This is a genomic window from Ruegeria halocynthiae, assembly GCF_900106805.1.
GTDB classification, from domain to species: domain Bacteria; phylum Pseudomonadota; class Alphaproteobacteria; order Rhodobacterales; family Rhodobacteraceae; genus Ruegeria; species Ruegeria halocynthiae.
The window spans coordinates 767,562-792,461 of record NZ_FNNP01000001.1 but is presented as its reverse complement, the minus strand read 5'-3'; the positions used below and the strand labels follow the sequence as shown (position 1 = coordinate 792,461).

General features: G+C 55.8%; 26 protein-coding genes and 1 pseudogene. 13 read left to right on the top strand and 14 right to left on the bottom strand.

Annotated features, from left to right (window positions below):
• The first annotated feature begins 2 nt into the window (after positions 1–2).
• Genes BLU89_RS04045 through BLU89_RS04035 form a run of 3 tightly spaced genes read left to right on the top strand, consistent with a single transcriptional unit; the run spans position 3 to position 2,535 of the window.
• The gene (locus BLU89_RS04045; protein WP_074734656.1) at positions 3–797 is read left to right on the top strand and encodes an LpxI family protein; all 795 of its coding nucleotides are present in this window, start codon (positions 3–5) and stop codon (positions 795–797) included.
• Positions 797–1,954 (top strand): lipid-A-disaccharide synthase, encoded by a 1,158-nt coding sequence (lpxB, locus tag BLU89_RS04040; protein ID WP_074734654.1) that lies wholly within the window; start codon positions 797–799, stop codon positions 1,952–1,954. Before BLU89_RS04045 ends, lpxB begins: the two co-directional genes overlap by 1 nt.
• The gene (locus tag BLU89_RS04035; RefSeq protein WP_074734652.1) at positions 1,954–2,535 is read left to right on the top strand and encodes a cadmium resistance transporter; all 582 of its coding nucleotides are present in this window, start codon (positions 1,954–1,956) and stop codon (positions 2,533–2,535) included. The genes lpxB and BLU89_RS04035 overlap by 1 nt, the downstream gene beginning before the upstream one ends.
• Here BLU89_RS04035 and mnmA read toward each other — a convergent pair.
• The gene (mnmA, locus tag BLU89_RS04030) at positions 2,532–3,677 is read right to left on the bottom strand and encodes a tRNA 2-thiouridine(34) synthase MnmA (protein WP_074734650.1); all 1,146 of its coding nucleotides are present in this window, start codon (positions 3,675–3,677) and stop codon (positions 2,532–2,534) included. The two genes, BLU89_RS04035 and mnmA, sit on opposite strands and share 4 nt — an antisense overlap.
• Before the next feature lie 129 nt (positions 3,678–3,806).
• Between mnmA and sciP the strand changes: the two genes are divergently transcribed.
• The 5 genes from sciP to BLU89_RS21875 all read left to right on the top strand — a co-directional run bounded on the left by sciP (position 3,807) and on the right by BLU89_RS21875 (position 9,597).
• Positions 3,807–4,100, top strand: a complete 294-nt coding sequence (gene sciP / locus BLU89_RS04025) for a CtrA inhibitor SciP (RefSeq protein WP_074734648.1) — start codon at positions 3,807–3,809, stop codon at positions 4,098–4,100.
• Between the two features lie 85 nt (positions 4,101–4,185).
• The gene (gene ctrA / locus BLU89_RS04020) at positions 4,186–4,902 is read left to right on the top strand and encodes a response regulator transcription factor CtrA (protein WP_074734646.1); all 717 of its coding nucleotides are present in this window, start codon (positions 4,186–4,188) and stop codon (positions 4,900–4,902) included.
• A 125-nt stretch (positions 4,903–5,027) separates the two neighbouring features.
• A complete protein-coding gene (ligA, locus tag BLU89_RS04015; RefSeq protein ID WP_074734644.1) occupies positions 5,028–7,280 on the top strand; it encodes an NAD-dependent DNA ligase LigA in 2,253 nt (750 codons plus the stop codon).
• Positions 7,277–9,364 carry an ATP-dependent DNA helicase RecG gene (gene recG, locus BLU89_RS04010; protein ID WP_074734642.1) on the top strand — a complete coding sequence of 696 codons (2,088 nt, stop codon included), beginning with the start codon at positions 7,277–7,279 and terminating at the stop codon, positions 9,362–9,364. Before ligA ends, recG begins: the two co-directional genes overlap by 4 nt.
• Positions 9,365–9,474: 110 nt before the next feature.
• Positions 9,475–9,597, top strand: a complete 123-nt coding sequence (locus tag BLU89_RS21875; RefSeq protein ID WP_281241182.1) for a hypothetical protein — start codon at positions 9,475–9,477, stop codon at positions 9,595–9,597.
• 185 nt (positions 9,598–9,782) lie between these two features.
• On the opposite strand, the gene BLU89_RS04005 is transcribed toward BLU89_RS21875, so the two are convergent.
• Positions 9,783–10,421: a MarC family protein gene (locus tag BLU89_RS04005; RefSeq protein WP_074734641.1), complete on the bottom strand. Its 639-nt coding sequence runs from the start codon at positions 10,419–10,421 to the stop codon at positions 9,783–9,785.
• Between the two features lie 57 nt (positions 10,422–10,478).
• Positions 10,479–10,931, bottom strand: a complete 453-nt coding sequence (locus BLU89_RS04000; RefSeq protein WP_074734639.1) for an iron-sulfur cluster assembly scaffold protein — start codon at positions 10,929–10,931, stop codon at positions 10,479–10,481.
• A gap of 48 nt (positions 10,932–10,979) precedes the next feature.
• Here BLU89_RS04000 and hisI point away from each other — a divergent pair, with 48 nt between their 5' ends.
• Positions 10,980–11,369: a phosphoribosyl-AMP cyclohydrolase gene (gene hisI / locus BLU89_RS03995; RefSeq protein WP_074734638.1), complete on the top strand. Its 390-nt coding sequence runs from the start codon at positions 10,980–10,982 to the stop codon at positions 11,367–11,369.
• A 35-nt stretch (positions 11,370–11,404) separates the two neighbouring features.
• On the opposite strand, the gene gluQRS is transcribed toward hisI, so the two are convergent.
• The 4 genes and pseudogenes from gluQRS to BLU89_RS03975 all read right to left on the bottom strand — a co-directional run.
• Positions 11,405–12,250: a tRNA glutamyl-Q(34) synthetase GluQRS gene (gluQRS, locus tag BLU89_RS03990; RefSeq protein WP_074734636.1), complete on the bottom strand. Its 846-nt coding sequence runs from the start codon at positions 12,248–12,250 to the stop codon at positions 11,405–11,407.
• Complete coding sequence (locus tag BLU89_RS03985; RefSeq protein WP_074734635.1) at positions 12,247–12,861, bottom strand: class I SAM-dependent DNA methyltransferase; 615 nt, start codon at positions 12,859–12,861, stop codon at positions 12,247–12,249. Before BLU89_RS03985 ends, gluQRS begins: the two co-directional genes overlap by 4 nt.
• 38 nt (positions 12,862–12,899) lie before the next feature.
• Positions 12,900–14,240 (bottom strand): methylenetetrahydrofolate--tRNA-(uracil(54)-C(5))-methyltransferase (FADH(2)-oxidizing) TrmFO, encoded by a 1,341-nt coding sequence (gene trmFO, locus BLU89_RS03980; protein ID WP_074736373.1) that lies wholly within the window; start codon positions 14,238–14,240, stop codon positions 12,900–12,902.
• Between the two features lie 251 nt (positions 14,241–14,491).
• Positions 14,492–15,286 (bottom strand): annotated as a pseudogene (locus BLU89_RS03975) (enoyl-CoA hydratase); the annotation flags it as partial.
• A 49-nt stretch (positions 15,287–15,335) separates the two neighbouring features.
• Here BLU89_RS03975 and BLU89_RS03970 point away from each other — a divergent pair.
• Positions 15,336–15,779, top strand: a complete 444-nt coding sequence (locus BLU89_RS03970) for a PaaI family thioesterase (RefSeq protein ID WP_074734632.1) — start codon at positions 15,336–15,338, stop codon at positions 15,777–15,779.
• A 60-nt stretch (positions 15,780–15,839) separates the two neighbouring features.
• Here BLU89_RS03970 and BLU89_RS03965 read toward each other — a convergent pair whose 3' ends face one another.
• Complete coding sequence (locus tag BLU89_RS03965) at positions 15,840–16,067, bottom strand: DUF1127 domain-containing protein (protein ID WP_074734630.1); 228 nt, start codon at positions 16,065–16,067, stop codon at positions 15,840–15,842.
• A gap of 98 nt (positions 16,068–16,165) precedes the next feature.
• Here BLU89_RS03965 and BLU89_RS03960 point away from each other — a divergent pair, with 98 nt between their 5' ends.
• The gene (locus tag BLU89_RS03960; protein WP_074734628.1) at positions 16,166–17,569 is read left to right on the top strand and encodes an aminotransferase-like domain-containing protein; all 1,404 of its coding nucleotides are present in this window, start codon (positions 16,166–16,168) and stop codon (positions 17,567–17,569) included.
• Positions 17,570–17,572: 3 nt separating this feature from the next.
• On the opposite strand, the gene BLU89_RS03955 is transcribed toward BLU89_RS03960, so the two are convergent.
• Positions 17,573–17,938, bottom strand: a complete 366-nt coding sequence (locus BLU89_RS03955) for a nuclear transport factor 2 family protein (RefSeq protein ID WP_074734626.1) — start codon at positions 17,936–17,938, stop codon at positions 17,573–17,575.
• Between the two features lie 239 nt (positions 17,939–18,177).
• On the opposite strand from BLU89_RS03955, the gene rplM reads away from it, so the two are divergent.
• Together rplM and rpsI are read left to right on the top strand one after the other, a co-directional pair.
• The gene (gene rplM, locus BLU89_RS03950) at positions 18,178–18,636 is read left to right on the top strand and encodes a 50S ribosomal protein L13 (protein WP_074734624.1); all 459 of its coding nucleotides are present in this window, start codon (positions 18,178–18,180) and stop codon (positions 18,634–18,636) included.
• A 5-nt stretch (positions 18,637–18,641) separates the two neighbouring features.
• Positions 18,642–19,127 (top strand): 30S ribosomal protein S9, encoded by a 486-nt coding sequence (gene rpsI, locus BLU89_RS03945; RefSeq protein WP_074736371.1) that lies wholly within the window; start codon positions 18,642–18,644, stop codon positions 19,125–19,127.
• A gap of 68 nt (positions 19,128–19,195) precedes the next feature.
• Here the strand turns inward: rpsI and BLU89_RS03940 are convergent, their stop codons facing one another.
• Genes BLU89_RS03940 through BLU89_RS03920 form a run of 5 tightly spaced genes read right to left on the bottom strand, consistent with a single transcriptional unit; the run spans position 19,196 to position 24,896 of the window.
• A complete protein-coding gene (locus BLU89_RS03940; RefSeq protein ID WP_143030513.1) occupies positions 19,196–20,350 on the bottom strand; it encodes an ABC transporter substrate-binding protein in 1,155 nt (384 codons plus the stop codon).
• Between the two features lie 25 nt (positions 20,351–20,375).
• A complete protein-coding gene (locus BLU89_RS03935; RefSeq protein ID WP_083347672.1) occupies positions 20,376–22,262 on the bottom strand; it encodes an AMP-dependent synthetase/ligase in 1,887 nt (628 codons plus the stop codon).
• Between the two features lie 5 nt (positions 22,263–22,267).
• Positions 22,268–23,041, bottom strand: a complete 774-nt coding sequence (locus BLU89_RS03930) for an ABC transporter ATP-binding protein (RefSeq protein WP_074734619.1) — start codon at positions 23,039–23,041, stop codon at positions 22,268–22,270.
• Positions 23,038–23,802 (bottom strand): ABC transporter ATP-binding protein, encoded by a 765-nt coding sequence (locus tag BLU89_RS03925; protein ID WP_074734618.1) that lies wholly within the window; start codon positions 23,800–23,802, stop codon positions 23,038–23,040. Before BLU89_RS03925 ends, BLU89_RS03930 begins: the two co-directional genes overlap by 4 nt.
• A complete protein-coding gene (locus BLU89_RS03920; RefSeq protein ID WP_074734616.1) occupies positions 23,799–24,896 on the bottom strand; it encodes a branched-chain amino acid ABC transporter permease in 1,098 nt (365 codons plus the stop codon). Before BLU89_RS03920 ends, BLU89_RS03925 begins: the two co-directional genes overlap by 4 nt.
• Positions 24,897–24,900: the final 4 nt, after the last annotated feature.

Below are 24,900 nucleotides of genomic sequence, written 5' to 3'. Positions count from 1 at the left end.
CCATGTTGGCATTGATCGCGGGAACTGGGGCTTTGCCAGACGAGGTGGTCACGTGTTTGCCGAACCGGCCATTGGTTTGCGCGTTGGAGGGGTTTGAACCGGATACGCTAACTGTTGATGTGGTTTTTCCGCTTGAGCAATTGGGCAGCTTTATCGCTGATCTCAAAGCCCGGGGCGTGACCGAGATTTGCATGGCGGGGGCCGTGCGCCGCCCAACAGTCAATCCCGCGCGCATTGATGCCGCGACGATGCCGTTGGTACCGATCCTGCAAAAGGCCATTATGGCCGGGGATGATGGCGCCTTACGAGCGGTCATCGGAATTTTCGAAGATGCTGATCTAACAGTCCGTGCGGCGCATGAAATCGCACCGAATCTACTGCCGCCCCTTGGCGCATTGACCGAAGCCCAGCCCTCTGATGTGGATCACGAAGACGCAGACCGCGCCGCAGGTATCCTTCGCAGCATGGGGGTTGTGGATATCGGTCAGGCCTGTGTGGTTCACAAAGGCCAGGCGCTGGTGATCGAGGGGATCTATGGCACAGCCTGGATGCTACAGTCATTGACTCAACGCCCCGACGCGGGCGGAGGCATTCTGTTCAAAGGCCCAAAACCCGATCAGGATCGGCGCGCTGATATGCCCGCAATCGGGCCCGATACCGTGTCAGGTGCGGTTGCTGCTGGTCTGTCGGGCATTGTCATCGAAAAGGGCGGCGTCATTGTGCTGCAACGTGACTGTGTGATCGAAGAGTGTAACCGCCTCGGGCTGTTTCTCTATGTTCGCGAGCGCACGGTCTGATGCGCGTATTCCTGGTCGCCGGTGAACCTTCGGGCGACCGATTAGGGGCAGCGTTGATGGAGGGTCTTAAAACCCTCGTGCCAGAAGCGGAGTTTGACGGAGTCGGCGGGCCGCTGATGCAGGCTCAGGGGTTAACCAGCCGGTTTCCCATGTCCGAACTCAGCGTCATGGGCTTGGTCGAAGTTCTTCCAAAGTTTTTTCACCTCAAGCGTCGCATTGCCGAAACGGCTCAGGCCGTTCTGGACACACAGCCGGATGTGTTGATCACCATCGACAGTCCCGATTTCTCGCTTCGTGTCGCAAAGCTTGTGAAGGCCTCAAGCGATATTCGCACCGTCCACTACGTTGCGCCCAGCGTCTGGGCCTGGAGGCCGGGGCGAGCGGACAAGATGGCGAAGGTGATCGACCACGTATTGGCGCTTTTGCCGTTTGAACCACCGTACATGGAGCGGGCAGGGATGGAGTGTGATTTTGTCGGTCACCCCGTCGTCAACGAACCGATCGCGTCAGACCAAGACATCCAGAATTTTCGTGTGGAACAAGATTTAGGCGACGCACCTATCGTCCTTGCATTGCCCGGCTCTCGGCGGGGTGAAGTCGAACGGCTGGCCCCTATTTTTGGCGCTGCTCTGCAAAAGTTCCTGATGGATCGCCCGGACACTCGTGTCGTAGTGCCAACGGTTGCGCACATGGTAGATGTGGTTGCCGAGCATGTACGGAACTGGCCGGGTAATCCCATCGTTGTTGATCCACGAGAGTTGCCTTCGGACGACGCTCAGGCACAGAAAAGGGCGGCCTTCGCGGCAGCCGATCTTGCGTTGGCGGCATCGGGTACGGTGTCGCTAGAGTTAGCGGCACAGGCAACGCCGATGGTGATCGCTTATAATCTGAATTGGCTGACCACGCTGATTGCAAAGCGCATGGTCAAGCTTGATACGGTCACACTGGTCAATCTGGTCTCGGACACGCACGCTGTACCCGAATGCCTTCTGGATGACTGCCAACCGTTCAAGATCGCTGAGGCCTTGGAGCAGGTTGCCGCTATGCCTGACGCTCAACATCAGGCAATGGCGACCACGATGGAACAGCTTGGGCGGGGCGGAGAAGCACCGGGCCTGCGTGCGGCAAAGGCTGTATTGGATAGAATGAAACCGTAATGCTGGATCACGTGATCTTTGCCGCCTCTGCCTTCATGGCGCAGGTACTGACAAACCTGGACAATCTTGCGGCACTTGTTGCGCTGATGATGGTGTCCGGCCCACGCCGGACTGTTGCTGGATTTCTGCTCGCGCAGATGCTGATCATCGCTGCTGCCTTGTTGTTGGCTTTGGGTGTCGATGATGTGGTGCCACATTGGGCTGGTTTTCTGGGTGTGATACCGCTTGGCCTCGGCGTGATCGGGGTTGCCCGTCAATTCCGGGGATCAGAGTCCGGGGAGACACCGCAAATATCCTCGGGTGCCTCGACCTTTGTAACGATGCTGCTGTTCATAAGTCTGTCGATGGACACATTTGCTGTCCTCGCGCCGCTCTTGGCCGACTCGGCCCCCAGCTATCGTATCGCAGGCGTCACAGGTGCGGTGGTGGCGGCACTGACGCTGACCATGCTGGGGCTATTGGGCGCGCGTTCTCCGATCATGACCGGCGGGTTTGCGCAGCGGCTTGAGAGACTCGTGCCATACGTGATGATCTGCGCCGGGATCTATATCCTCAGCAATTCATGGACTGACGCGATTTAATAACCGCGCCAGATCCAGCCGCCACCAAAGATACGGCTGCCACCGTTTTCATAAAATACGCAAGCCTGCCCCGGAGAGATGCCTTCCTCGGGTGTCAGCAACTCGACCTCAGCCGTTGTGTCGGATAAGGGCCTAATGATCGCCTCACGCGGTGGGCGGGTTGAGCGGACCTTGACCGAGACATGCCATTCATCCAGCGACGTGAAGGGTTCGTCGCCAAGCCAGTTGATTTCACGCACAGGAACGGTCCGTGTGGCCAACAGTTCTTTCGGCCCGACGACAACCTGCTTTTTGTCTACGTCCAGTCTGACCACATATAAAGGCTCACTTAGACCGCCGATGCCGAGCCCGCGGCGCTGACCGATCGTATAGTGAATAACCCCATTATGCTGCGCCAGAACGCGGCCATCGGCATGCACGATTTCACCCGGCTCGGCAGCGCCGGGGCGCAGCTTTTCGATCACGCTGGCATAGTTGCCGTCGGGTACAAAACAAATGTCCTGACTGTCTGGCTTGTCTGCGACCGCCAACCCGTATTGCGCCGCCATCTCGCGCGTGGCGTCCTTGGATGGAAGATGGCCCAGAGGGAAGCGCAGGAAATCCAATTGTTCAGGCGTGGTCGAAAACAGGAAATAGGACTGATCCCGGTTTGCATCCTCAGCACTGTGCAGTTCGGCCCCGTCGGGGCCCATCTTGCGCTGGATATAGTGACCGGTGGCCATACAGTCAGCTTCAAGGTCCTTGGCGGTTTCCAACAGGTCCTTGAACTTCACACGCTCATTGCAGCGAATGCAGGGCACCGGAGTCGCACCTGCCAGGTAGCTATCGGCGAATTCGTCGATGACTGCATCCTTGAAGATGTTCTCATAGTCCAAAACGTAATGAGGGAAGCCGCGCTCTTCGGCCACGCGTCGTGCATCGTGTATATCAATCCCCGCGCAACAGGCGCCTTTCTTGGCCAGCGCTGCGCCGTGATCGTATAGCTGCAGCGTTACCCCCACGACATCGTATCCCTGATCGGCCAGATAAGCCGCAACTACGGAACTATCCACACCGCCGGACATAGCAACAACAACCCGCGTTTCCGAGGGCGGTTTGGCGAAGCCAAGCGAGTTCAGCGGTGTCTCGGTATCGAGGGCCATAGTCGGTTCCAGTCCGGAGTAAGAAAGACCGGCAGAATATAGGAAAATTCTACACACTCTCAAGGGGTGGTTTCACGTCCTTTTAAGTAGACTTGACGCAGCTTTGTCGCAGCAGAAAGGGTATGAGAGATGTATTTGCACAAAGTGGAAGGACCTAGGTCAGTCACCCTACCGGATGGAAGCGTGCTGACACGGGCCGATTTACCTCCGGCGGACACGCGGCGTTGGGTGGCATCGCGCAAGGTGATCGTGGTGCGTGGTGTGCTTTACGGGCTGATTTCTCTGTCAGAGGCGAAAAAACGTTATGGCATCAGTGATGAGGAATTCAATTCGTGGGTTTCAGCAGTCGCTGAACATGGGATCGACGCATTGAAAGCGACGACTTTAAAAAGATATCGACAACCTAAAGGAGAGAGTGAATAAATGATTCAACGGTAACGCCAGATTAACCATTTTTATTCAGGCTCAGATCAGTTGAAGAATTTGACCCAAATTGGAGCAGTAAAAAATGCGCATACTTCTTGTTGAGGATGATCCTACCACGTCCAAAAGCATCGAGCTGATGCTGACGCACGCTAATCTTAACGTGTATGCGACGGACCTTGGCGAAGAAGGCATCGATCTGGCAAAGCTTTATGATTACGACCTGATTCTGTTGGACCTTAATCTTCCGGATATGAACGGCCACGAGGTGCTGCGTCAGCTACGGATCGCACGGGTCGAAACGCCGATCCTCATCCTGTCGGGCGCTGATGACACCGAAAGCAAGATCAAGGGCTTTGGATTTGGCGCCGATGACTATTTGACCAAACCGTTCCATCGTGAGGAACTGGTGGCACGCATTCATGCCATTATCCGCCGCTCCAAAGGGCATTCACAGTCTGTCATCCACACCGGGCAAGTCGCCGTCAATCTGGATGCCAAGACCGTTGAGGTGGAAGGAAAGACTGTGCATTTAACGGGCAAAGAATATCAGATGCTCGAGCTTCTAAGCCTGCGGAAGGGCACAACCCTGACCAAAGAGATGTTTCTGAACCATCTCTACGGCGGTATGGATGAGCCTGAGCTGAAAATTATCGACGTATTTATCTGCAAGCTACGCAAAAAACTTAGCAACGCCACCGGCGGCGAGAATTACATCGAAACGGTCTGGGGCCGTGGATATGTTCTGCGTGATCCGCAATCCAGCAGCATGGGTGAAACCCGGATGGCGGTCGGCGCCTGACTTGATCTGACATATACCGTCGATGGTCCGGGGCGGTAATTCCACTCGCGTCTTAGCACAGCACTGGACCTGACCATGGCCTCGCCCTATCACTGAGGTTCAAGACGACGTGACAGGGCGGGGCCATGAGCGATACCATTGCAATCGCAGATCTAACGGGGGACGAAGCGAGGGATGAATTGGCCCGGCTTGCCAAGCTACTGCTGCGGGCAAATCAGCTTTATCACACTGAAGACGCTCCGGAATTGTCGGACGCAGACTACGATGCGCTCAAGCGACGCAATGCCGGGATCGAGGCGCGATTTCCTGACCTGAAACGCGCAGACAGCCCTTCGGATCAAGTAGGTGCACGGGTCTCGGATGGGTTTGCAAAGGTAACACATGCAGTACGAATGATGTCATTGGGCAATGCGTTCGATGACACTGATGTTGCCGATTTCGACCGTTCAATTCGCAAATATCTGGGATTAAGCGATGATGCACCGCTCGGCTACACCGCCGAGCCCAAAATTGATGGCCTCTCGTTATCCTTGCGATACGAACACGGTGAATTGGTTCAGGCCGCAACCCGAGGCGATGGTGAGAGCGGCGAAAACGTAACGGCGAATGCGCGAACGGTGTCGGATATTCCGCATCGAATTGAGGGCGCACCAGACGTTCTTGAGGTTCGTGGTGAGGTTTACATGTCTCATCACGATTTTGACGCGCTAAATGATCGGCAGACAGAAATTGGGGGCAAAACCTTTGCAAACCCTCGCAACGCGGCTGCTGGTTCTCTTCGCCAATTGGATTCGGAGATAACCCGATCGCGTCCGCTAAGATTCTTTGCCTATGCCTGGGGCGAACTGTCCGCGCCTCTGGCTGAAACACAGATGGGGGCGATTGAGCGTCTCAAGGCATTGGGGTTCCAAGTCAACGCGCTGACGCGCCTCTGTTCCACGACTGATCAGATGCTGGATCATTACCGGGCGATTGAAATACAGCGCGCAACCTTGGGCTACGATATAGACGGGGTTGTCTACAAAGTAGATGATCTGAGCTTACAAAACCGGTTGGGATTCCGCTCGACCACGCCGCGATGGGCGATTGCGCATAAGTTTCCGGCCGAACTGGCCTGGACTCGGCTTGAAGCGATCGACATTCAGGTGGGCCGGACCGGAGCGATCAGCCCGGTTGCACGTTTGCAGCCAGTGACCGTTGGTGGGGTGGTTGTGTCAAATGCAACCCTGCACAATGAAGACTACATCGCAGGTCGGGACGCCAAAGGCGGGGTTATTCGCGATGGCAAAGACATACGCGTCGGCGATTGGGTGCAGGTCTATCGGGCAGGTGATGTGATCCCTAAGATTTCGGATGTTGATCTGTCGAAACGACCGGATGATGTGCAACCCTATGTTTTCCCAACGAGATGCCCGGAATGCAGCAGTGATGCGATCCGCGAAGAAGGGGATGCAGTGCGCCGCTGTACCGGAGGTCTTATTTGCCCTGCGCAGGCGGTTGAAAAACTGAAGCACTTCGTCTCGCGCAAGGCGTTCGACATCGAAGGGTTAGGGGCAAAACAGATCGAGATGTTCTATGGCGACAGTGTTCTACCGATTAATACACCTGCGAATATCTTTACGTTGAAAGAACGGGACGCTGGAAACCTTGCCCGATTGAAAAATCGCGATGGCTGGGGGGAAACGTCCGTCAGCAATCTATTCGCAGCGATTGATGACAAGCGAACGATACCTTTCGCTCGCCTCTTGTTTGCACTTGGGATTCGCCATGTGGGCGAAGTCGGGGCAAAGGATCTTGCTCTGTTCTATCGCGATTGGGATGTCATGGCTGCATCCATCGATACCGCGCGCTCAGCCGCCCTTGCACAACGCGCTGCTGATGAAGCCGAAGATGCTGAGAGGATCACGGCAACAGCTGAAGGTCGGCGTGCAAGGATCAAAGAGGTTCGGGATGCGGCGGTGGCCATTTTGAATGTCCCGTCATCCTCTGCGAGCGCCTGGGCCGATCTGATTGGTATTGACGGCATAGGGGCCACACTTGGGCTGTCTCTCTCGGATGCATTTGCAAACCCAGAAGAGCGCGAGGCATTTGATGATTTGCGCAAGCATTTGACGATCGTTCCGCCAGACGCCCCTGCATCGGACAGCCCGGTAGCGGGAAAAACCGTTGTGTTCACCGGAACGCTTGAGAAGATGACCCGCGCCGAGGCAAAAGCCCGCGCCGAGGCCCTTGGGGCCAAAGTTTCGGGTTCTGTCAGCCAGAAAACCGACTTGTTGGTGGCGGGTCCGGGCGCAGGATCCAAGGCAAAGAAAGCAGCTGATTTAGGGATTGAGACCTTGGACGAAGACGGCTGGCTTCAGTTGATCGGCGATCTATGAGCGGAAGGCCTGAGCAACTCTTTCCACTGTTCGCAGGGCTTGAAACTCTGGATGGTGTGGGTCCGAAAACAGCACAACTTCTCGGTCAACTGGATATCGAGTCGCCACGAGACGTGTTGTTTTCCTTGCCTTACGCCGTCATCGACCGACGCCGACGCGATACCATACAAGGGGCCGATCTTCCGACTGTTCTGACGGTTGAAGTCACGATCGGTCCCCACCGGCCTCCGCGTAACAAAGGAGGAGCATACCGCATTCATGTAGAGGACAGTCAGGCGGATTTTCAACTGGTGTTCTTTCACGCGCGAGGGGACTATCTGAAGAAACTGCTGCCTCAGGGTGCACGCCGTGTGGTTTCAGGTAAGCTGGAACTGTTTGATGGCATGGCCCAGATGGTGCACCCTGATCACATGGTTGCACCTGAAAATTCCGGTGAATTGCCAGAGTTTGAGCCTGTTTATCATCTGACCCAGGGCGTGACGCAGAAAACGGCGTACAAAGCGGCGCAAAGCGCGCTGGATCGGGTGCCAGTTCTGGCTGAATGGGCGGATCCGGCTCAGGTGGATCAGCAAAACTGGCCCGAGTGGTCTAACGCAATTCGTGCTGCACACTATCCGAACGGGGCAGATGACGTGGCACCATTTGCGCCGGCAAGGGAGCGTCTGGCCTATGATGAGCTTCTCGCGCATCAACTAACATTGGCGTTGGCACGGCAACGCGAACGAAAGGCGCGTGGGATTGTCAGTCTCGGCACAGGAGCACTGCAATCGAAGGTGCTTGCAAGTTTGCCCTATCGACCGACTGATGCTCAAACGCGCGCGGTTGAGGAGATTTCGGAAGATATGGCCTCGGGCTCTCGCATGAACCGATTGCTGCAAGGCGATGTGGGTGCGGGCAAGACGCTTGTGGCGTTTATGGCGCTTTTGATTGCGGTCGAAGCAGGCGGGCAGGGGGTGATGATGGCACCTACCGAAATCCTTGCCCGACAGCATCTTGAAGGGCTGCGGCCATTGGCCGAAGAGGCTGGTGTTGTTCTTGAAATCCTGACCGGGCGTGACAAAGGTGCCGACCGCAAGGCAAAGTTGGCCGCACTGAAACGGGGTGACATTCAAATACTGGTCGGCACCCATGCGGTGTTTCAGGGCGATGTCGAATTCAAGGCCTTAAGACTGGCCATTGTCGATGAACAGCATCGTTTTGGCGTTCGCCAACGCATGGAACTGTCCGAGAAAGGCCAGCGCGCGGATGTGTTGGTGATGACCGCAACGCCCATCCCTCGCAGCTTGGCGTTGGCACAATATGGTGACATGGATGTCTCGGTTCTTGATGAAAAGCCACCCGGTCGCAAACCCATCAAAACAGCCATCGTCAGCACGCAACGCATGGACGAGGTTGTGGCCCATCTACGCGGGGCGATTGACGCGGGCAAACAATGCTATTGGGTGTGCCCTCTGGTCGATGAATCCGAAGTCTCGGACCTGACCGCCGCCGAGGAGCGCTTTAAACGTCTACGTGCAATCCTGGGGGATGATGTTGGCCTCGTGCATGGTCAAATGCCACCAGCCGAGAAAGACGCAGCCATGGCGGCGTTTCAGTCTGGCCAAACCAAGGTTCTGGTGGCGACCACGGTGATCGAAGTTGGTGTGAACATTCCCAATGCAACGATCATGGTCATTGAACGCGCCGAGATCTTTGGTCTGGCGCAGTTGCACCAGTTACGGGGTCGTGTTGGACGAGGTGAAGATGCCTCAACCTGCCTGCTGATGTATCAGCCGCCACTCAGCCAAGGGGGGCGCAAACGTCTGGAGGTTCTGCGTGAAACTGAGGATGGGTTTCGGATCGCCGAGACTGATTTGCAAATGCGTGGGTCTGGTGATCTGATCGGGACGGCGCAATCGGGCCTCCCGAAATTTAGGATTGCTGATCTGGAAAGACAGGCCGGATTGATGGCGGTGGCGCAATCTGACGCGCGCGCCTTGTTGTCCGCGGACCCAAAATTGACCTCAGACAGGGGGCAGGCGGCGCGTGTTCTTTTATGGCTTATGAAGCAGGATCAGGCGATCCGTTTAATTTCAGTGGGTTAGGCGGAAACCCCTATAAAGTTCACAAATGTTCTATAAAAGTTCTTTACCGACTCACTGAAATATGAGAACAAAAGGTCAACAAAGGATTAAACCTGACCGGAGGTGAGACCATGCTGAGCCAGATCAAGACTACCTTTACCCGTTCGCAATCCACGATATTGCAGGATGCGGCGGGCGCGGTTTCTCTGATTGTGATGCTGGTGGTTGCCCTTCACCTGCCAAGCGGGTTCTAAGCCTTTCTGCCTGCGATCTCGTGCCGATCACACCGCGCTTGTCTCCCCGTCATGATCAAGGGTGACCTGCCTGTCCCATTTCCCTTGAAGGGGCCAGCCTCGGCCCCGTGCGGTTATCCGGACCCTACATGAGAAACGCATGACTTGCCGCCGCCCTTTCCGCCCGGAAGGAGCGGCGGTTCTTTTTACAGCTCTCCGGTTTTTATGATTTCTATCGTCGCCGACAGGACAGAGTTGACCGCGACTGAGGCCAGGATCATGCCCATCACACGGCTGATGATCGCGGCACCGGAATGTCCGATCAAACGGATGATCGGCTCGGCCAGCAACATCAATACAAACGCTATCGCAATCACAACCAGCATCACCAGTGCGGTAATGCTCTGATCTGCGATGCTGAACCGGTTGTTGTCGGTCAGAACAACAATTGCCAGCATCGCGCCGGGTGACGCCAGTGAAGGCACGGCAAGGGGAAATATGGCTGGGTTCGTCTTGTGCATTTTGTCATCCAAGTCTTCCTCGGCCTGACGCTGTTCAATCTCTTGTTTGCTTTCCCCAAAGATCATGGTCAGCGCGAACAGGAACAGGATGATTCCACCCGCGACCTGAAAAGAGTTCAGGCCGATATCCAACGCTTCGATTACCACTTGGCCGAAGACGAGAAAGAAGAGCAAAATGCCCGCGCTTACCAATGCGGCCAGCAGGGCGGTTTTTCGACGCTCACCAGCGGCAATTCCTGCGGTGACGGCGATAAAGACGGGGATCGTGCCGATCGGGTCGATGACAACCCAGAGCGTTACAAAATGTTCCAGCAAATTGTTCACGTTAGCCCCCCAAGACAGTTGAGGAACCCTATACGGCTTTGCCGAGAAAAGCCACGTTCAGGCGCAATTTGCTTGTTCGGCTTGCTCCATCGCATCGGCAGTCGCGTCAAGTGCCAACAGGATCGAAGCATGGCGGTTCTTGTAATCCCGCGCAGGCAAAAGAACTTCGAGCCCGTCAAAGGGCGCATCGGGGGCAGGGCCGTCTTTCTTTAGCATCGCGGTAAGCTGATCGCGCGCGGTTTCGACCTGCGCCTGTGTCGCTCCGATCATTGCACTGCCTACGACCGAGGCCGATGCCTGACCCAGCGCACAGGCCTTGACGTCCTGCCCAAACTCCGTGATCCGCCCGTCTTCAACCTTGACGTCGACTGTCACGGTTGATCCACATAGAGGCGCGCGTTTCTTCACCGTCGCATCGGGATTGTCCAATCGGTCCAGATGCGGAATATCCGCCGCAAGTGCAAGGATGCGTCCGGAATAAAGCTTGATCAGATCGGTTTCGCCGCTCATGGCTTTCCCTCGTTGTTTATTCCCCATACATAATGGCGGGATTTTGGGATGCAAAAGGTTTTTGCGATGGCTAACGCAGTCTTGTTCGATCCGTCGACACTGAAATACAACGAGGCGGGTTTGCTCCCTGCGATCGCGCAGGACGCAGAAACCGGAGAGGTTCTGATGATGGCCTGGATGAATGCGCAGTCCATCGAGCGCACGCTGCAATCCGGGCGTGTTACCTATTGGTCGCGGTCGCGACAGGCGTTCTGGGTCAAAGGAGAGAGCTCGGGCCACGTGCAGGAACTGGTGGATTTTCGCATCGACTGCGACCGTGACTGCCTGCTGGTTGTGGTGAATCAGACCGGGCCTGCCTGTCACACCAATCGACGCAGTTGTTTCTACACAGCTCTACGCGACGGAAACGAAGTTGAGCTTATGTCACCGATGGTGTGAGGCTACTTGTTATGCAGTCTTTGACTATACTCTGGTCAAAGACCAACCATCTCTCTGATCTCTGTAGGTGAGGCACCCTGTTGCCGATATAGCGAGATTGCACGCGCGTCATCGCGCTTTGCCAGCCGTTTGCCGGCCGCGTCCCGGATCAGCTTGTGGTGATGGTAGACCGGCGTCGGTACCCCAAGCACGCCTTGTAACAAGACATGTATCTGCGTGGCTTCGAACAGGTCTTCGCCACGCACGACATGCGTGATATTCTGATCCGCATCGTCAACGACAACGGATAAATGGTAAGAACTGCCCATATTGCGCCGGACGAGAACGATATCGCCCACAGTGCCCAGAAGGGCGTCAATATTAAGAGCATGGGTTCCTGAATGGGTCGCTCCGGTTTCATTGAATGTTCGCAGGTTAGATGTTTTTACGGCCTTTTGCATATCTAGGCGCAGAACATCATCAGGGGCTGCATCCGACAAAGTGCGCTCACGGCAGGTTCCGGGATAGATGCGCCCGTCCGGCCCAAATTGTGGCACACCCTCCTGAGGAGCCCCAGCGGCAGTCTCGATATCGGTGCGCTTACACCTGCAAGGATAGACCAGTCCCATATTGATCAGTGTTTCGAGGGCCCGACGGTATCGCGGTAGCCGTTCTGACTGGCGCACCACCGGTTGCGGCCAGCTTAGGCCAAGCCAATGCAGGTCATCGAAAATTTGGGCTTCCCAATGGGGGCGTGACCGGGATTGATCGATATCCTCTATCCGCAAATGGGAGATGCCCGCCGCACACTGCGCAAAATCATATGCTAGAAGCGCTGAATAAGCGTGCCCCAAATGCAGTGGGCCTGTCGGAGATGGTGCAAATCGAGTTGTGAAAGTCACGCTTTTTCAACAACGTAAACGTCAGATTTCATGTCCATTCCAGGTAGATGCGGGCCATGCTCGCGAAATAACAATCTTGCATACCCCATGTCCAGCCAGTCGTTAAGCCGCTCGGTATAGGCAGGTTCGGACAACGTGTGGTCATTGAAGGAAAAGGCCAGATACCCACCACGGGGCAGCGCGTTCATGAGCAGATCGAAGGTTTCAGGCGGGGCCGCGCCAACGCCGATTACACCGATTGATGTGATGGCAGAGTAGGAGCCAGCCTCGATCGGTTCCGGGTCGGTGACGTCAAAGCTGATCAGTTTGCGATAGACACCTTTGGCGGCAGCACCTTCCAGCATTGCGAGCGTCGGATCCATTCCATCGATCACGCGGAACCCGGCCTTGCTTAACGCCACACCGGACAACCCGGTCCCACATCCGTAGTCCAACACCGGGACCTCAGCATCAGAAACAAAAGACCCAAGCGCCGCCGCCACACGATCCGGAGTGACATAGCCGTGATCACCGACATCTTCGTCGTAAGAGGTCGCCCATTTCTGGTAGTGGTCATGGGTGTCCCGCGCAGTGCGCAGATTGTATGTGTCTTTCAGAAACTTGTTACTCATACCTTACATGTTAGGCGCAGGCCGGGCGGGGCGTCCAGTCAACACTGCTTTACCCAGTCGCTCCAGACGGCTTTCGCCCGATCTGTATAGGCTTTGTAACGATCCTTGCGACCCCGGCGTCCGCCTTTCAGGCCATCGACCGGACGGAACAGGCCGAAGTTCACGTTCATTGGCTGGAACGTCCTGGCTTCGGCGCCGCCCGTGATGTGATGGATCAACGCGCCCATGGCGCTGTCCTGCGGCACATCGGGCAGGGTGCGACACTGAATCTCAGCGGCAGCCAAACGCCCCGCCAGCAGACCCATCGCGGCGCTTTCTACATACCCTTCTACCCCGGTGATCTGACCTGCAAAGCGGATATTCGGCTGTGATTTCAGCCTCATCTGCTCATCCAGTAAGGTCGGAGAGTTGATGAATGTATTGCGATGAATACCGCCCAAGCGCGCAAAGCTGGCGTTTTCCAGCGCTGGTATCATTCGGAACACATCAGTCTGAGCGCCATACTTCATCTTGGTTTGAAAGCCGACGATATTGAACAAAGTGCCCAAGGCATTATCGCGGCGCAGTTGTACGACCGCATGGGACTTAACATCCGGTTGATGCGGATTGGTAAGACCAACAGGTTTCATCGGGCCGTGGCGCAGAGTTTCTCGGCCACGCTCGGCCATAACCTCAATCGGCAGGCAACCATCAAAATAGCCTGCCGTTTCGCCTTCGTGGAACTCGGTCTTATCCGCTGCCAGCAGCGCATCAATGAACGCTTCGTACTGATCACGATCCATTGGGCAGTTGAGGTAGGCCGTGCGTTCTTCCTCGGTCTCACCTTTGTCATAGCGGGACTGCATCCAGGCTTTGTCCATATCAATGCTGTCGGCATAGACGATCGGCGCGATTGCGTCGAAAAAGGCCAGTGCGTCAGCACCTGTCGCGGCTTGAATGGCCTGACCCAAATCTGGCGAGGTCAGCGGCCCGGTGGCGAAAATCCAGTGATCGTCTTCGGGCAGTGAGGTGACTTCCTCACTTGTGACCGAGATCCGGGGGTGGGCGTTCAGCCTGGCGGTGACGGATTCGGCAAATGGATCACGATCAACCGCAAGCGCGCCGCCGGCTGGCAGGCGATGGCGATCGGCAGTGGACATGATCAGTCCGTTTGCAGTGCGCATTTCCCAGTGAAGCAATCCGACGGCGTTCTGTTCATCATCGTCTGAACGGAACGAGTTCGAACACACCATTTCGGCCAGATTGCCGGTTTGGTGCGCAAAAGTGCCCACGTTGGGTCGCATTTCGTGGATCACAACATCCACGCCCATTTCCGCCGCCTGCCATGCGGCCTCGGACCCGGCCATGCCGCCGCCCACGATATGCAATTTGTCTGTCATGCGCTGCCAAATAGGGCAGAGCAACGCCATGCGCAATGCACAGATATCAGCTTATTTTTCGGGTGGAGTCTTGGGGTCGCCGCTGCGGGGATGTCTGCGCCGGTGAGAGAAACCAGGCTGGAGGGACCTTCCGCCCACGGCGACCCAAAAGTGTATCAAGGCCTTGGCCTTGTCCCAGCTTTGCCACAGTGTCGCCCTTTTGAAAAGTGAAAAAATGCGAACAGTAGGCAAAAATGTATAAAATAATTGCGTCACTGACGCCAATCAGGCGGGCGTTTTTCAATAAAGGCACTTATGCCTTCCTCGGTATCCCGATCCATCATATTCTGTGCCATTACTTCGGCGGTATAGGCATAAGCTTGGTCAACAGGCATCGGAAGCTGCTGATAAAAAGCACCTTTTCCTATTTTTACCGCACTGCTTAACTTGGTTGCCAGCTTCTCGGCCAGCGCGTTTGTTTCCTCTTCCAGTTGCTCTTTGGGGACGGCCCGATTGATCAGGCCCAGCTCAGCCGCACGTTCGGCGGTAATGAAGTCGCCGGTCGTCAACATCTCAAATGCCTGTTTTCGCGATATATTCCGACTTAACGCCACCATCGGCGTTGAACAGAACAAGCCGATATTCACGCCGTTTACGCCAAACCGCGTCCCTTCGGCCGCGATGGCCAGATCGCAGGTTGCAACCAATTGGCATCCGGCGGCGGTGGCGATGCCATGCGTTTGTGCGATTACAGGCTGGGGCAGGGACTGAATCGACATCATCATTCGGGCACATCGGTCGAAAAGGTCCTGAAAGTAGGAAAGCCCCCCGTCGCTGGCCTGTCGGCCCTGCGTCATTTGTTTCAGATCGTGCCCGGCGCAAAAGGCCTTACCGGACCCTGAGAGAATGACAGCACGAATTGAGCTGTCTTCACGCAATGCGTCAAATTCGGCCTGCAGTGCCGCCAGCATTTCGTCGCTCAGCGCGTTCAATCGCTCGGGCGAGTTCATTGTAAGACGTGTTATGGCGCCTGTGTCGCTACGTTCCAGAATTGCCATCTTGCCCTCCTGCTGGCGTTCGGGCCAACTCTAGGCGGACAGAGGCAGGAGGGGAAGCATGTCATTAGCGCTGAACAAACAAGAGTTGACTGAGTATCTGGCGCAGGTTTTTCCGCAGGTTCACAAGGACTTTGTTGTGGAGGATCTGACTGAGACTGCGATCACCATGCGCCTGAAGGTGGAGGATCGCCATCTGCGGCCGGGCGGCACCGTGTCAGGGCCGTCCATGTTCGGGCTAGCCGATGTCTGCGTTTATGCGATGGTTCTGGCGCGCAAGGGGCGGCAATCTCTGGCAGTTACAACCAGCAGTTCGATGGACTTTCTGCGCAAACCCGAAGGCGGAGCGGACATGATTGCAGAATGCAGGTTACTGAAATTGGGGCGAACTTTGGCTGTCGGGGATGTGCTGATGTACTCTGATGGCTCGGACAAACCTGTCGCGCGGGCCAGCCTGACGTATTCCATTCCTCCCGTAGGGTCCGAGGCAGCAGCGTTTGGATAAAAAGGGCCGGGGACAAGCCCCGGCCAGGAAGAGGTCCCAAAAAATGGGACTGGGGATAAACTATTTCATCCAGAAGTAACGGCTTACTTCGGCATCGGCGTGATGTCGGGTCAGTCCGACATCACGAAGCAGCCTGTCATCCAACCTGCCTAAATTTAGGCGGCTGCGGCGGCGTTGTTCCCACTGTGTGACAATCGCCGCAAACCGCACGGCCAGCGCGGCGATCAGCGGCAGCCGAGGGCTGGCGTTCAGCAGCAAGAGGGCGGGGTTGTGCATTGCGCGTGTCATCTTAGGTATCCTTTCAAATTGTATTGACACAAAGTAATATGCTCGGTACACTATTTTGATACATTCAATATTGTGTCGAAATCAAAGGAAGAATTGTAATGGATACAATTTGGCCAGAGGCGCTACCGAAATCCAAAGGTCCAAAGTATACTCTGGTCGCCGACACGATCCGAAAAGCAATAGAAAACAAAGCGCTGGAAGTTGGAAAGAAACTGCCTCCGGTGCGGGATTTAGCGTACCGACTAAAAATAACGCCCGGCACGGTCGCGAGGGCATATACGATTTTAACCAATGAAGGCTTACTACAAGCTGAGGTTGGACGTGGTACATTTGTTGCCCCACCGCGATCGCCCATTTTGGATGATGTCTGGTCGCGGCAGCTGCATCTGAGGGACGACAAATATGAGTCCAACGTAAGCCTGTTTAGTCCCCGCCTGCCAGACGTGGGGCAGGTGACATTGATCCGCGAATGCCTTGAAAAGGTTGCAAAAGGTGATCCGCGGATGTTCATGAACTATCCCACCCGAGACGCCTATCAGCCGGTTCGCCAGGTCGTGGCCGACTGGTTGTCTGATCTCCCGCTCGGTTCGTTGAGTGCAGATGATATTGTACTGACACACGGTGGGCAAAGTGGAATTTGCGTTGTTTTCCAGACCGTTCTGAGAGATGCGAAACCAGTCGTTCTGGTTGAAGACTTGTCCTACGCTGGCTTCCGGCGGGCAGGTGAGTTGATGCGTGCTGAGATTGTCGGGGTAAAGATGGACAAATGGGGTATCAGCCCCGAAGCTCTGGATCACATCCTCAGGCAAACAAAGGCACAGGCCATCTGTGTCTCACCCGAGGTGCAAAACCCGACGGGCGGGCATTCTCCGTTAGAGCGACGTAAAGAAGTTGTCGAGATCGCGCGCAAGTATGAATTGCAGATCATCGAAGATGATTGCTATCGCATGGGCGAGGCCCGCGCACCCAGCTATCGTGCTTTGGCACCCGAGCGGGGTTGGCATGTTTCCTCAATTTCCAAGACCCTGACGCCGGCGCTGCGCGTCGGCTTCGCGATTGCGCCAAGGGAACGGAGTGTAGATCTGCGCCGATCCGCCGAATACGGATACTTCGGATTGGCCCAGCCTTTGGCCGAACTGACGCGGTTGCTGTTAGGGCACCCGGATGCGAGGCAACTTGCACGGGATGTTCGCGTCAAAATGGGGGAATATGTGCGGGTCGCTGTAAATGCCCTGGGCGGATTCGATCTGAATTGGGATTCCGAGATTCCCTTTGTTTGGCTGCATTTGCCTTCGGGTTGGCGTTCTGCCGCGTTCAGTCGCGCGGCTGAACGTGAAGGTATTCAATTGCGATCTGCCGACGAATTCGCGCTCCGAGACGGCAGGGCACCGAATGCGGTCCGCATTGCTGTGAACGGGCATGTCTCGCTGGGCAAATTCGAAGATGCCATGCTGCGTCTGCGAGCACTGTTGGATAATCCACCCGAGCAAATAAGCGTCTAACTGCTAATTCAACGAGACGGGATCGCCAAAAAAACCTGCAAGATGTGCAATCTTGCCGTCGATATCAAGACGAATGAAGTCATGTCCAGCAACCATGATCGACCCATCAGGCGCAACCATATGCCAGGTGAAGTGAACCACATCGTGGTGTGAGGCGGGCGCGCTGGTAAGCTCAACGCGTCCTCGCGTGTCTTTCAGAACCGCTCCGATATGGTCAGACAGTTGATTTCTGCCGGATACCTCAGCGGTTGGATCCACGTAGTGAGCAGTTTCAGCAAAACACTGGTTAAGCAGCTCTAGCCGTTTGTTCGGCTCTGTTTCCCGCCATGCTGCACCATAAGCGGCAATTACTTGGTTTAATTCTTGCATTGTAACCTCCGGCACTTGTTGAAATTGATGAGTGAGTTACGCCTGAACTTCTTAAAGTTGGATATGACATGTGAAATTGTGGGGTAAAATAATACCTATTTTATAAAGCACTGATTTTGCGTAATTAAATCTAGTTCACGTGTATTGACCTGCATAACGAGTAGGTCTAAACCCCCTCCATCGAATTCGGGCCGCTCCGCCACGGGGCGGTCTTTCACATCAAACAGGACTATCCTGCCATGAAAACTTTTTCTGCAACACCTGCAGACATCGACAAGAAATGGATCCTGATCGACGCCGAGGGCGTAGTTCTGGGCCGTCTTGCTTCGATCGTCGCCATGCGTCTGCGTGGCAAGCACAAGCCGTCGTTCACTCCCAACATGGACATGGGCGACAATGTCATCGTGATCAACGCTGACAAAATCCAGATGACCGGCAAGAAGCGCGAAGAGAACTTCTACTGGCACACTGGTCACCCGGGCGGCATCAAATCGCGCACCAAGCAGCAAATCCTTGAAGGCAAGCACCCCGAGCGTGTCGTGACCCAGGCGGTCAAGCGTATGCTGCCGGGTAACCGCCTGTCGCGTCAGGTTATGACGAACCTGCGCGTTTATGCCGGTGCCGAGCATCCTCATGAGGCGCAAGCGCCCGAAGTTCTGGATGTTGCATCCATGAACAAGAAAAACACCCGGAGCTAATGACCATGGCTGATCAGATCAATACTCTCGAAGAGCTGAGCGCCGTTGCAGGCGTTGAAGCCGTGGCCGAAGAAGTCATCGTGCGCGAACCCGTACGTGACGAACTGGGCCGCTCCTACGCCACCGGCAAGCGTAAAGACGCTGTTGCCCGCGTTTGGATCAAGCCGGGTTCCGGCAAAGTCACCGTAAACGGCAAAGATCAGGACGTGTATTTTGCGCGCCCCGTTCTGCAGCTGATCCTGCGCCAGCCGTTCCAGATTGCTGGTGTTGAAGGTGAGTTCGACGTTGTTGCAACCGTTAAGGGCGGTGGCCTGACCGGTCAGGCCGGTGCAGTCAAGCACGGCATCTCGAAAGCGCTGCAACTGTACGACCCCAGCTTGCGTGGCGCACTGAAAGCCGCTGGCTTCCTGACCCGCGACAGCCGCGTTGTGGAACGTAAGAAATACGGTAAGCGCAAAGCGCGTCGTTCGTTCCAGTTCTCAAAGCGTTAATCGCCACAGACTACGAATTAGAAAGGGCTCGCAACTGCGAGCCCTTTTTCTTTGCATTGCTGATTTGCTTACTCTTCGTAAACCAGCTTCCACGCACCATTTTCTACGACGCTGACAAAGACAGTATCCGCGCCCTGATGGTCGTCGGGCCCATAGGTGATCTGGTTGCCAACCAGCTCATCCTTGTAGTCCAGCGACTCCATCGCAGCGATAAAGCTTTCGTGGGATAGGTCGGGGCCTGCGGCCTCAAGCGCTTTGACCATCATCTCGGCGGCTGAATAGCCCAGCATCGAGAAACCGACCGGATCCTCACCCGTGGCCTCTTTGTATTCCGCGATAAAAGCTGCCGGGGCGGGTTCTTCGGCGCGTGCCCACAGATCCAGCCACGACGCGGCGGCATAGAACCCATCTGTTACGCCACCCGGAACCTGCGCCACGACGGTTAGGAAGCTGGCCGAGGTGCCGAGGAACTTCATATCCTCAAGGCCCATTTTCTTGGCCGTTCCAACAACTGTGATCGCCTGACGTACGCCCAAAGCCATCGTAACGATATCGCAGCCTTCCTCTTTGAGCTTGCTCAGAGAGCCCACGAAATCTGTCTCGTCGGGTTTATGGGTCGTTTCTGTGCCAAAGGTGATGCCAGCCTCTTCGGCCCCGGCTTTGCTGCCTTCAAGGATTTCCGCGCCAAAATCGGTGGGCAGATACATGGTGCAGACGGTTTGCGATCCGAACTCACCGTTCAGATACTTCACCCCGATCCGCGCCTGATCGTAATAGGTCGAGAACGAGGTGAACTTGTTCTTCACCGGCTCCTGCAGCATTTGCCGCGCAGCGGTCAGAGGGGCGACGTTGGGAATCCCTTTCGGGTCCAGCAGCTTGAACCCGGCCAGATTCATAGGCGTTCCCAATGATTGCAACATGGCAAACACCTTGTCGCGGTTCAGCAGCTTGTTGTACCCCTGCATCGCGCGCGGCATCTGATAGCCGTTGTCTTCGACCACATAGCGGATTTTGCGCCCGTGAACGCCGCCCGCTGCATTCACGCGGTCGAACACCACGTTAGCGCCCTTGGTGGCGGGTACACCGACAGCCGCGAATATACCGCTCAGATCGTTGACCGAACCGATTACGATCTCATCATTGGTGACGCCTTGGGTCTGTGCTAAGCCCATGGTTGCCGACAAACTTAGTGCGGCGGCCAGCCCTTTTATTGCGTTGCTCATCTTTATCCTCCCTGTAAGCCTTTAACTAATTGTACATGTCTTCAATGAGATGTGCGTGTTTTTGTTCCACCAGCCCGCGCTTCAGTTTCATCGTTGCGGTCAACTCTTCGTCTTCGGCGATCAGTAGCACGTCGATCAGGCGGAAATCCTTGATCTGCTCGACCCTTGCGACACGCTTGTTCACAGCCGTCACTTCGTCCCCGATTAGGGCCGCCACTTCGGGTGCAGCGCAAAGAGATGCGAAGTTTGAGAAGGGTATCTTTCGCTCCTGCGCGAATTTCTCGACGTTTTCCTGATCGATCATGATCAACGCGGTCAGATATTTGCGCCTGTCGCCGACGATGACTGCATCCGAGATATACTGGCTGAATTTCAACCCACTTTCGATCTCAGCGGGTGAGATATTCTTGCCGCCCGTCGTGATGATGATATCCTTGAGGCGACCGGTGATTGTAACATAGCCGTCATTGTCGATCTGCCCCACGTCGCCGGTACGCAGCCAGCCATCGGCTGTGAAGGTTTCGGCGGTTTTGGTGTTGTTACGCCAGTAACCTTGAAACACGTTCAACCCTTTAATCTGGATTTCTCCATCCTCTGAAATACGCAGATCATTGCCGGGCACAGGCCGGCCTACGGTACCGACACGATTATCGTTCAGAAGGTTCAATGCGGCGATGCCCGAGGTTTCGGTCATCCCAAATCCCTCAACCAGCGGCACACCTATTGCCCAGTACCATTTTAACAGTTCGGGCGAGATCGGCGCAGCGCCTGAGCCACCACGGCGCAACCGATCCATACCCAGCATCCGGCGCAGATTGCGTAAAACAAGCCGGTCCCACAGCAAAAATCGCAGCGCGACCGCGGTTGGGACCGGTTTGCCCGCAAGAATGTATTCGGCCCGCGCCATACCCGCCTTTAACGCGCAGGCGAAAGCGAGGCGACCTGTAGGGGTGGCCTCATTTTCCATGAACTGGACCTGAGAATAAATCTTCTCCCACACGCGCGGGACGGCGGTGAAGGTGCTAGGAGAGACCTCTTGCATGTTGGCGAATACCGTCTCGGGGCTTTCCGCGAAATTGACTGTGCTTTTGGATGCCAGGGGGAAATAGATTGACACGTCGCGCTCAAGGATATGGCAGAGCGGCAGAAAGCACAGTTGTTCATCTGTATCACGTGCGGGCAGGGCGTGGGCGCCGGATTCAATCGCGGCCATGATGTTCTCATTGCTCAGCATCGCGCCCTTGGGTTTTCCCGTGGTGCCGGAAGTATAGACCAGCAGCGCAGTATCCTGAGACGTGCCGAGCGCGATTTCAGCTTCAAACGCTCCAGGCTCTTCGGTTTCTGCCTGACGGCCCAGGGCGTACAGGTCCCCAATCAACATGCAGCGGGGATGATCCAGATCGTGCAGCCCCTCGTCTTCGAGGATGATAACTTTGCTCAGATCGGGCAGGTCGTCTTCGGTTTCAAGGAACTTGTCCAACTGCTCTTCGTCTTCAACGATCAGAAACCGGCTACTGCTGTCATTGATAAGATATTTCAGTTGGCTGGCGGAATCGGTCGTATAAACGCCTGAGGCAATTCCCCCAACGCATTGGATGCCCATATCGAACCACGCCCATTCCTTGCGATCCTCAGACAGGATCGAGACAACCTCGCCACGTTGCAGGCCCAGCTTGCGCAGCGCTAATCCAATCCACTTGGCGTGTTGCCAGTAATCGGCCCAGGAATAGGATTTCCAGATGCCGAAGTCCTTTTCGCGATGCGCCGTACGCGATCCCAGCTCAGCGCAGCGTTTCTGAAACAGCTCGCAAATCGTGACACAACCATCGACACGCAACGGTCTCTGACCCGGCGTTGCGTTGAACTGCACACCGTCGATCGTGATCTGAGGGGGCAGGGGGTTTGTGTCCATCCGGCTCACCTCCAGGTCTTTTTGCGTTTCCAGCGGCGGCTTTCCCGCGCACCTTTTTCCTGAACGCCCAGATAGAAGTTCTGAATGTCTTCAGACAGCAGCAGCGTTTCGGCCGCACCATCCATGACGATCCGCCCGATCTCCATCACATAACCATGATGGGCGAGTTTCAGAGCGGCGTTAGCATTCTGTTCGACCAGCATCATGGTCATATTCTGTTCGTCGTTGAGGCGTTTGAGGATGCCAAAAATCTCTTGCACCAGAAGCGGCGAAAGGCCCAGCGAGGGCTCGTCCAACAACATGATCCGCGGGTTGGCCATAAGGCCGCGTCCGATCGCCAGCATTTGTTGTTGCCCACCCGAAAGCGTCCCGGCCTCTTGTGTGCGACGCTCTTTCAGAACCGGAAAATATGAGAAGACCAGATCGCGGTCGTGATCGATTTGACCTTTGTCAGAAAGGGTATATGCCCCGAGACTCAGATTTTCATCGACGGTCAAAAGCGGAAATACCTCGCGCCCTTCGGGCACATGCACAATACCTTTCTGAACAACCTTGTGAGGTTCCGATCCTTGTATCTGCTGGCCATCAAATGTGATCGTACCTTTCTCGGGATCCATCACGCCCGAGACGGTTTTCATCAGCGTTGTCTTGCCCGCGCCGTTTGCACCCAGGATCGAGACGATCTTACCCGGATGCACATCCAATGATACGCCGCGAATGGCCATGATCGGGCCATAGAAGCTTTCGATATTGCGAATGCTGAGGATCGGCTGGCTCATGAAGCTTTGCCCAGATAAGCCTCGATCACAGCCGGGTGGGACTGGACCTCTGCCGAGGTTCCGAGCGCAAGCTTCGCACCATCTGCCATCGCAAGAACCCGGTCAGACACGCCGGACACAAGTCCCATGTCGTGTTCCACCATCAGCACCGTAATCCCCATTTGCCGCCGGATGTCCTCGATCCACCAGCGCATATCGGTGGTCTCTTCCACCGACAGGCCCGAGGCGGGCTCATCCAGCAACAGAAGTTTCGGATCGGTGGCCAGGGCGCGGGCGACTTCGACCACCTTGCGGACACCATAGGGCAGGCCCGAGATCATCTTGTCACGGAAGGCCTGAAGGTCGAGAAAGTCGATGATTTCTTCAACCCTTTCGCGGCTTTCGATCTCTTGCCTGCGTGCTGATGGCATAAACAGGATTTCCGAGATCATGTTTGTTTTGCGGTGCCGGTGACGCCCGACCAGAAGGTTCTGCAAAACGGTCGCGTGCTCGAACAGTTCGATATTCTGAAACGTTCGCGCGACACCATAGGCTGCGACGCCCGAGGGTTTGACGCGCAGAAGATCATGATCATCAAATCGGATCGCTCCTGCATAGGGGTCATAAAAGCGCGAGATCAAGTTGAAGACCGTGGATTTGCCAGCTCCGTTGGGGCCGACGATGGCGAAGACCTCACCTTGCTGCACATCGAAGGACAGATCATCCACCGCGGTCAAGCCGCCGAATTTGAGCGTTACGTTTTCAAACTCAAGCAAACTCATCTCAGACGTTCCGTCTTGAGGTAGGACTTCTGCCGTTTGAACATATCCTTGCGGTAGAAGGGGAACAGTTCGAACCACGTTCGGATTTTCAGCCATCGGCCATAGAGACCCATCGGTTCGAACAGGATGAATGCGATCAGGATCATCCCGAAGATGCCGAACTCCAGTCCCGGAATGGCGACCGTACTACCGCCGAACAGAGCAGCGGCGTACTCTTTCGAGATAGAAAGGAACTGCGGCAAGAATCCAATCACGATCGCCCCCAGAAACGCACCGTGGATTGAGCCTAGCCCGCCGATCACGATCATCATCAGCAATTGGATTGAAATGACGACGCTGAAGGTCTCGTTATTGAACGCCCCGGCAAACATCCCCATCAGTGCGCCCGCCAGCCCGGTGACTGCACAAGACAATGCGAAAGAGATCGCCTTGGTGCGCGCAATATCCACGCCCATCGCCTGTGCTGAGACCTCTGAGTCTCGTACAGCGATAAAACTGCGGCCCAGCGGCGCGCGCAGCAGATTGATGTAACCAAGCGTCACGATCACGGCGACGGCCAGCACCAGCCAGAAGAACGGACCCGGTGTGGCCCATCGATCAACCAGATGGCCAAAGATTTCGACACCGCCCAGATACTTGCCAGAGACGCCACCGGTGATGGGTTCGGCAAGAACAATGATGTCGTCCATGAGTACTGACAAGGCTAGCGTAAAGATCGCCAGATAGATGCCGTGAAGACGTAGCGCGGGTATGGCAACTGTCGCGCCCACGATGCCGGTCAAAAGGCCCGCCAGTGGGAAAGCGATGAGAAACGGAACACCGGTCTCGATCAGTATGACATTCGCATAGCACCCAACGGCCAGAAACGCAGCGTGGCCAAGGCTGGCCTGCCCGGTATGGCCCGTCAGGATCATCAGGCCAAGACCCGCTATGGCCCAAATCAGGACGTTGGTCAGTTCGCCCAGATAAAAGTCATCCAGCCACCACGGCGCGGCAGCCACGGCAGCCAATAGGATCAGATAGAGGCTGAACTGGTAGCCATCCTTCCAAGGACGAATGTCCTGCATATAGTTGGTTTTGAAAATGATCCGCATAGTG

What these genes read in the sequence shown, in the direction of transcription:
- BLU89_RS04045 (WP_074734656.1), top strand. Translation starts at nt 3, where the DNA reads ATGTTGGCATTGATCGCGGGAACTGGGGCTTTGCCAGACGAGGTGGTC.
- lpxB (WP_074734654.1), top strand. Translation starts at nt 797, where the DNA reads ATGCGCGTATTCCTGGTCGCCGGTGAACCTTCGGGCGACCGATTAGGG.
- BLU89_RS04035 (WP_074734652.1), top strand. Translation starts at nt 1,954, where the DNA reads ATGCTGGATCACGTGATCTTTGCCGCCTCTGCCTTCATGGCGCAGGTA.
- mnmA (WP_074734650.1), bottom strand. Translation starts at nt 3,677, where the DNA reads ATGGCCCTCGATACCGAGACACCGCTGAACTCGCTTGGCTTCGCCAAA.
- sciP (WP_074734648.1), top strand. Translation starts at nt 3,807, where the DNA reads ATGTATTTGCACAAAGTGGAAGGACCTAGGTCAGTCACCCTACCGGAT.
- ctrA (WP_074734646.1), top strand. Translation starts at nt 4,186, where the DNA reads ATGCGCATACTTCTTGTTGAGGATGATCCTACCACGTCCAAAAGCATC.
- ligA (WP_074734644.1), top strand. Translation starts at nt 5,028, where the DNA reads ATGAGCGATACCATTGCAATCGCAGATCTAACGGGGGACGAAGCGAGG.
- recG (WP_074734642.1), top strand. Translation starts at nt 7,277, where the DNA reads ATGAGCGGAAGGCCTGAGCAACTCTTTCCACTGTTCGCAGGGCTTGAA.
- BLU89_RS21875 (WP_281241182.1), top strand. Translation starts at nt 9,475, where the DNA reads ATGCTGAGCCAGATCAAGACTACCTTTACCCGTTCGCAATCCACGATA.
- BLU89_RS04000 (WP_074734639.1), bottom strand. Translation starts at nt 10,931, where the DNA reads ATGAGCGGCGAAACCGATCTGATCAAGCTTTATTCCGGACGCATCCTT.
- hisI (WP_074734638.1), top strand. Translation starts at nt 10,980, where the DNA reads ATGCAAAAGGTTTTTGCGATGGCTAACGCAGTCTTGTTCGATCCGTCG.
- BLU89_RS03985 (WP_074734635.1), bottom strand. Translation starts at nt 12,861, where the DNA reads ATGAGTAACAAGTTTCTGAAAGACACATACAATCTGCGCACTGCGCGG.
- trmFO (WP_074736373.1), bottom strand. Translation starts at nt 14,240, where the DNA reads ATGACAGACAAATTGCATATCGTGGGCGGCGGCATGGCCGGGTCCGAG.
- BLU89_RS03970 (WP_074734632.1), top strand. Translation starts at nt 15,336, where the DNA reads ATGTCATTAGCGCTGAACAAACAAGAGTTGACTGAGTATCTGGCGCAG.
- BLU89_RS03965 (WP_074734630.1), bottom strand. Translation starts at nt 16,067, where the DNA reads ATGACACGCGCAATGCACAACCCCGCCCTCTTGCTGCTGAACGCCAGC.
- BLU89_RS03960 (WP_074734628.1), top strand. Translation starts at nt 16,166, where the DNA reads ATGGATACAATTTGGCCAGAGGCGCTACCGAAATCCAAAGGTCCAAAG.
- BLU89_RS03955 (WP_074734626.1), bottom strand. Translation starts at nt 17,938, where the DNA reads ATGCAAGAATTAAACCAAGTAATTGCCGCTTATGGTGCAGCATGGCGG.
- rplM (WP_074734624.1), top strand. Translation starts at nt 18,178, where the DNA reads ATGAAAACTTTTTCTGCAACACCTGCAGACATCGACAAGAAATGGATC.
- rpsI (WP_074736371.1), top strand. Translation starts at nt 18,642, where the DNA reads ATGGCTGATCAGATCAATACTCTCGAAGAGCTGAGCGCCGTTGCAGGC.
- BLU89_RS03940 (WP_143030513.1), bottom strand. Translation starts at nt 20,350, where the DNA reads ATGAGCAACGCAATAAAAGGGCTGGCCGCCGCACTAAGTTTGTCGGCA.
- BLU89_RS03935 (WP_083347672.1), bottom strand. Translation starts at nt 22,262, where the DNA reads ATGGACACAAACCCCCTGCCCCCTCAGATCACGATCGACGGTGTGCAG.
- BLU89_RS03930 (WP_074734619.1), bottom strand. Translation starts at nt 23,041, where the DNA reads ATGAGCCAGCCGATCCTCAGCATTCGCAATATCGAAAGCTTCTATGGC.
- BLU89_RS03925 (WP_074734618.1), bottom strand. Translation starts at nt 23,802, where the DNA reads ATGAGTTTGCTTGAGTTTGAAAACGTAACGCTCAAATTCGGCGGCTTG.
- BLU89_RS03920 (WP_074734616.1), bottom strand. Translation starts at nt 24,896, where the DNA reads ATGCGGATCATTTTCAAAACCAACTATATGCAGGACATTCGTCCTTGG.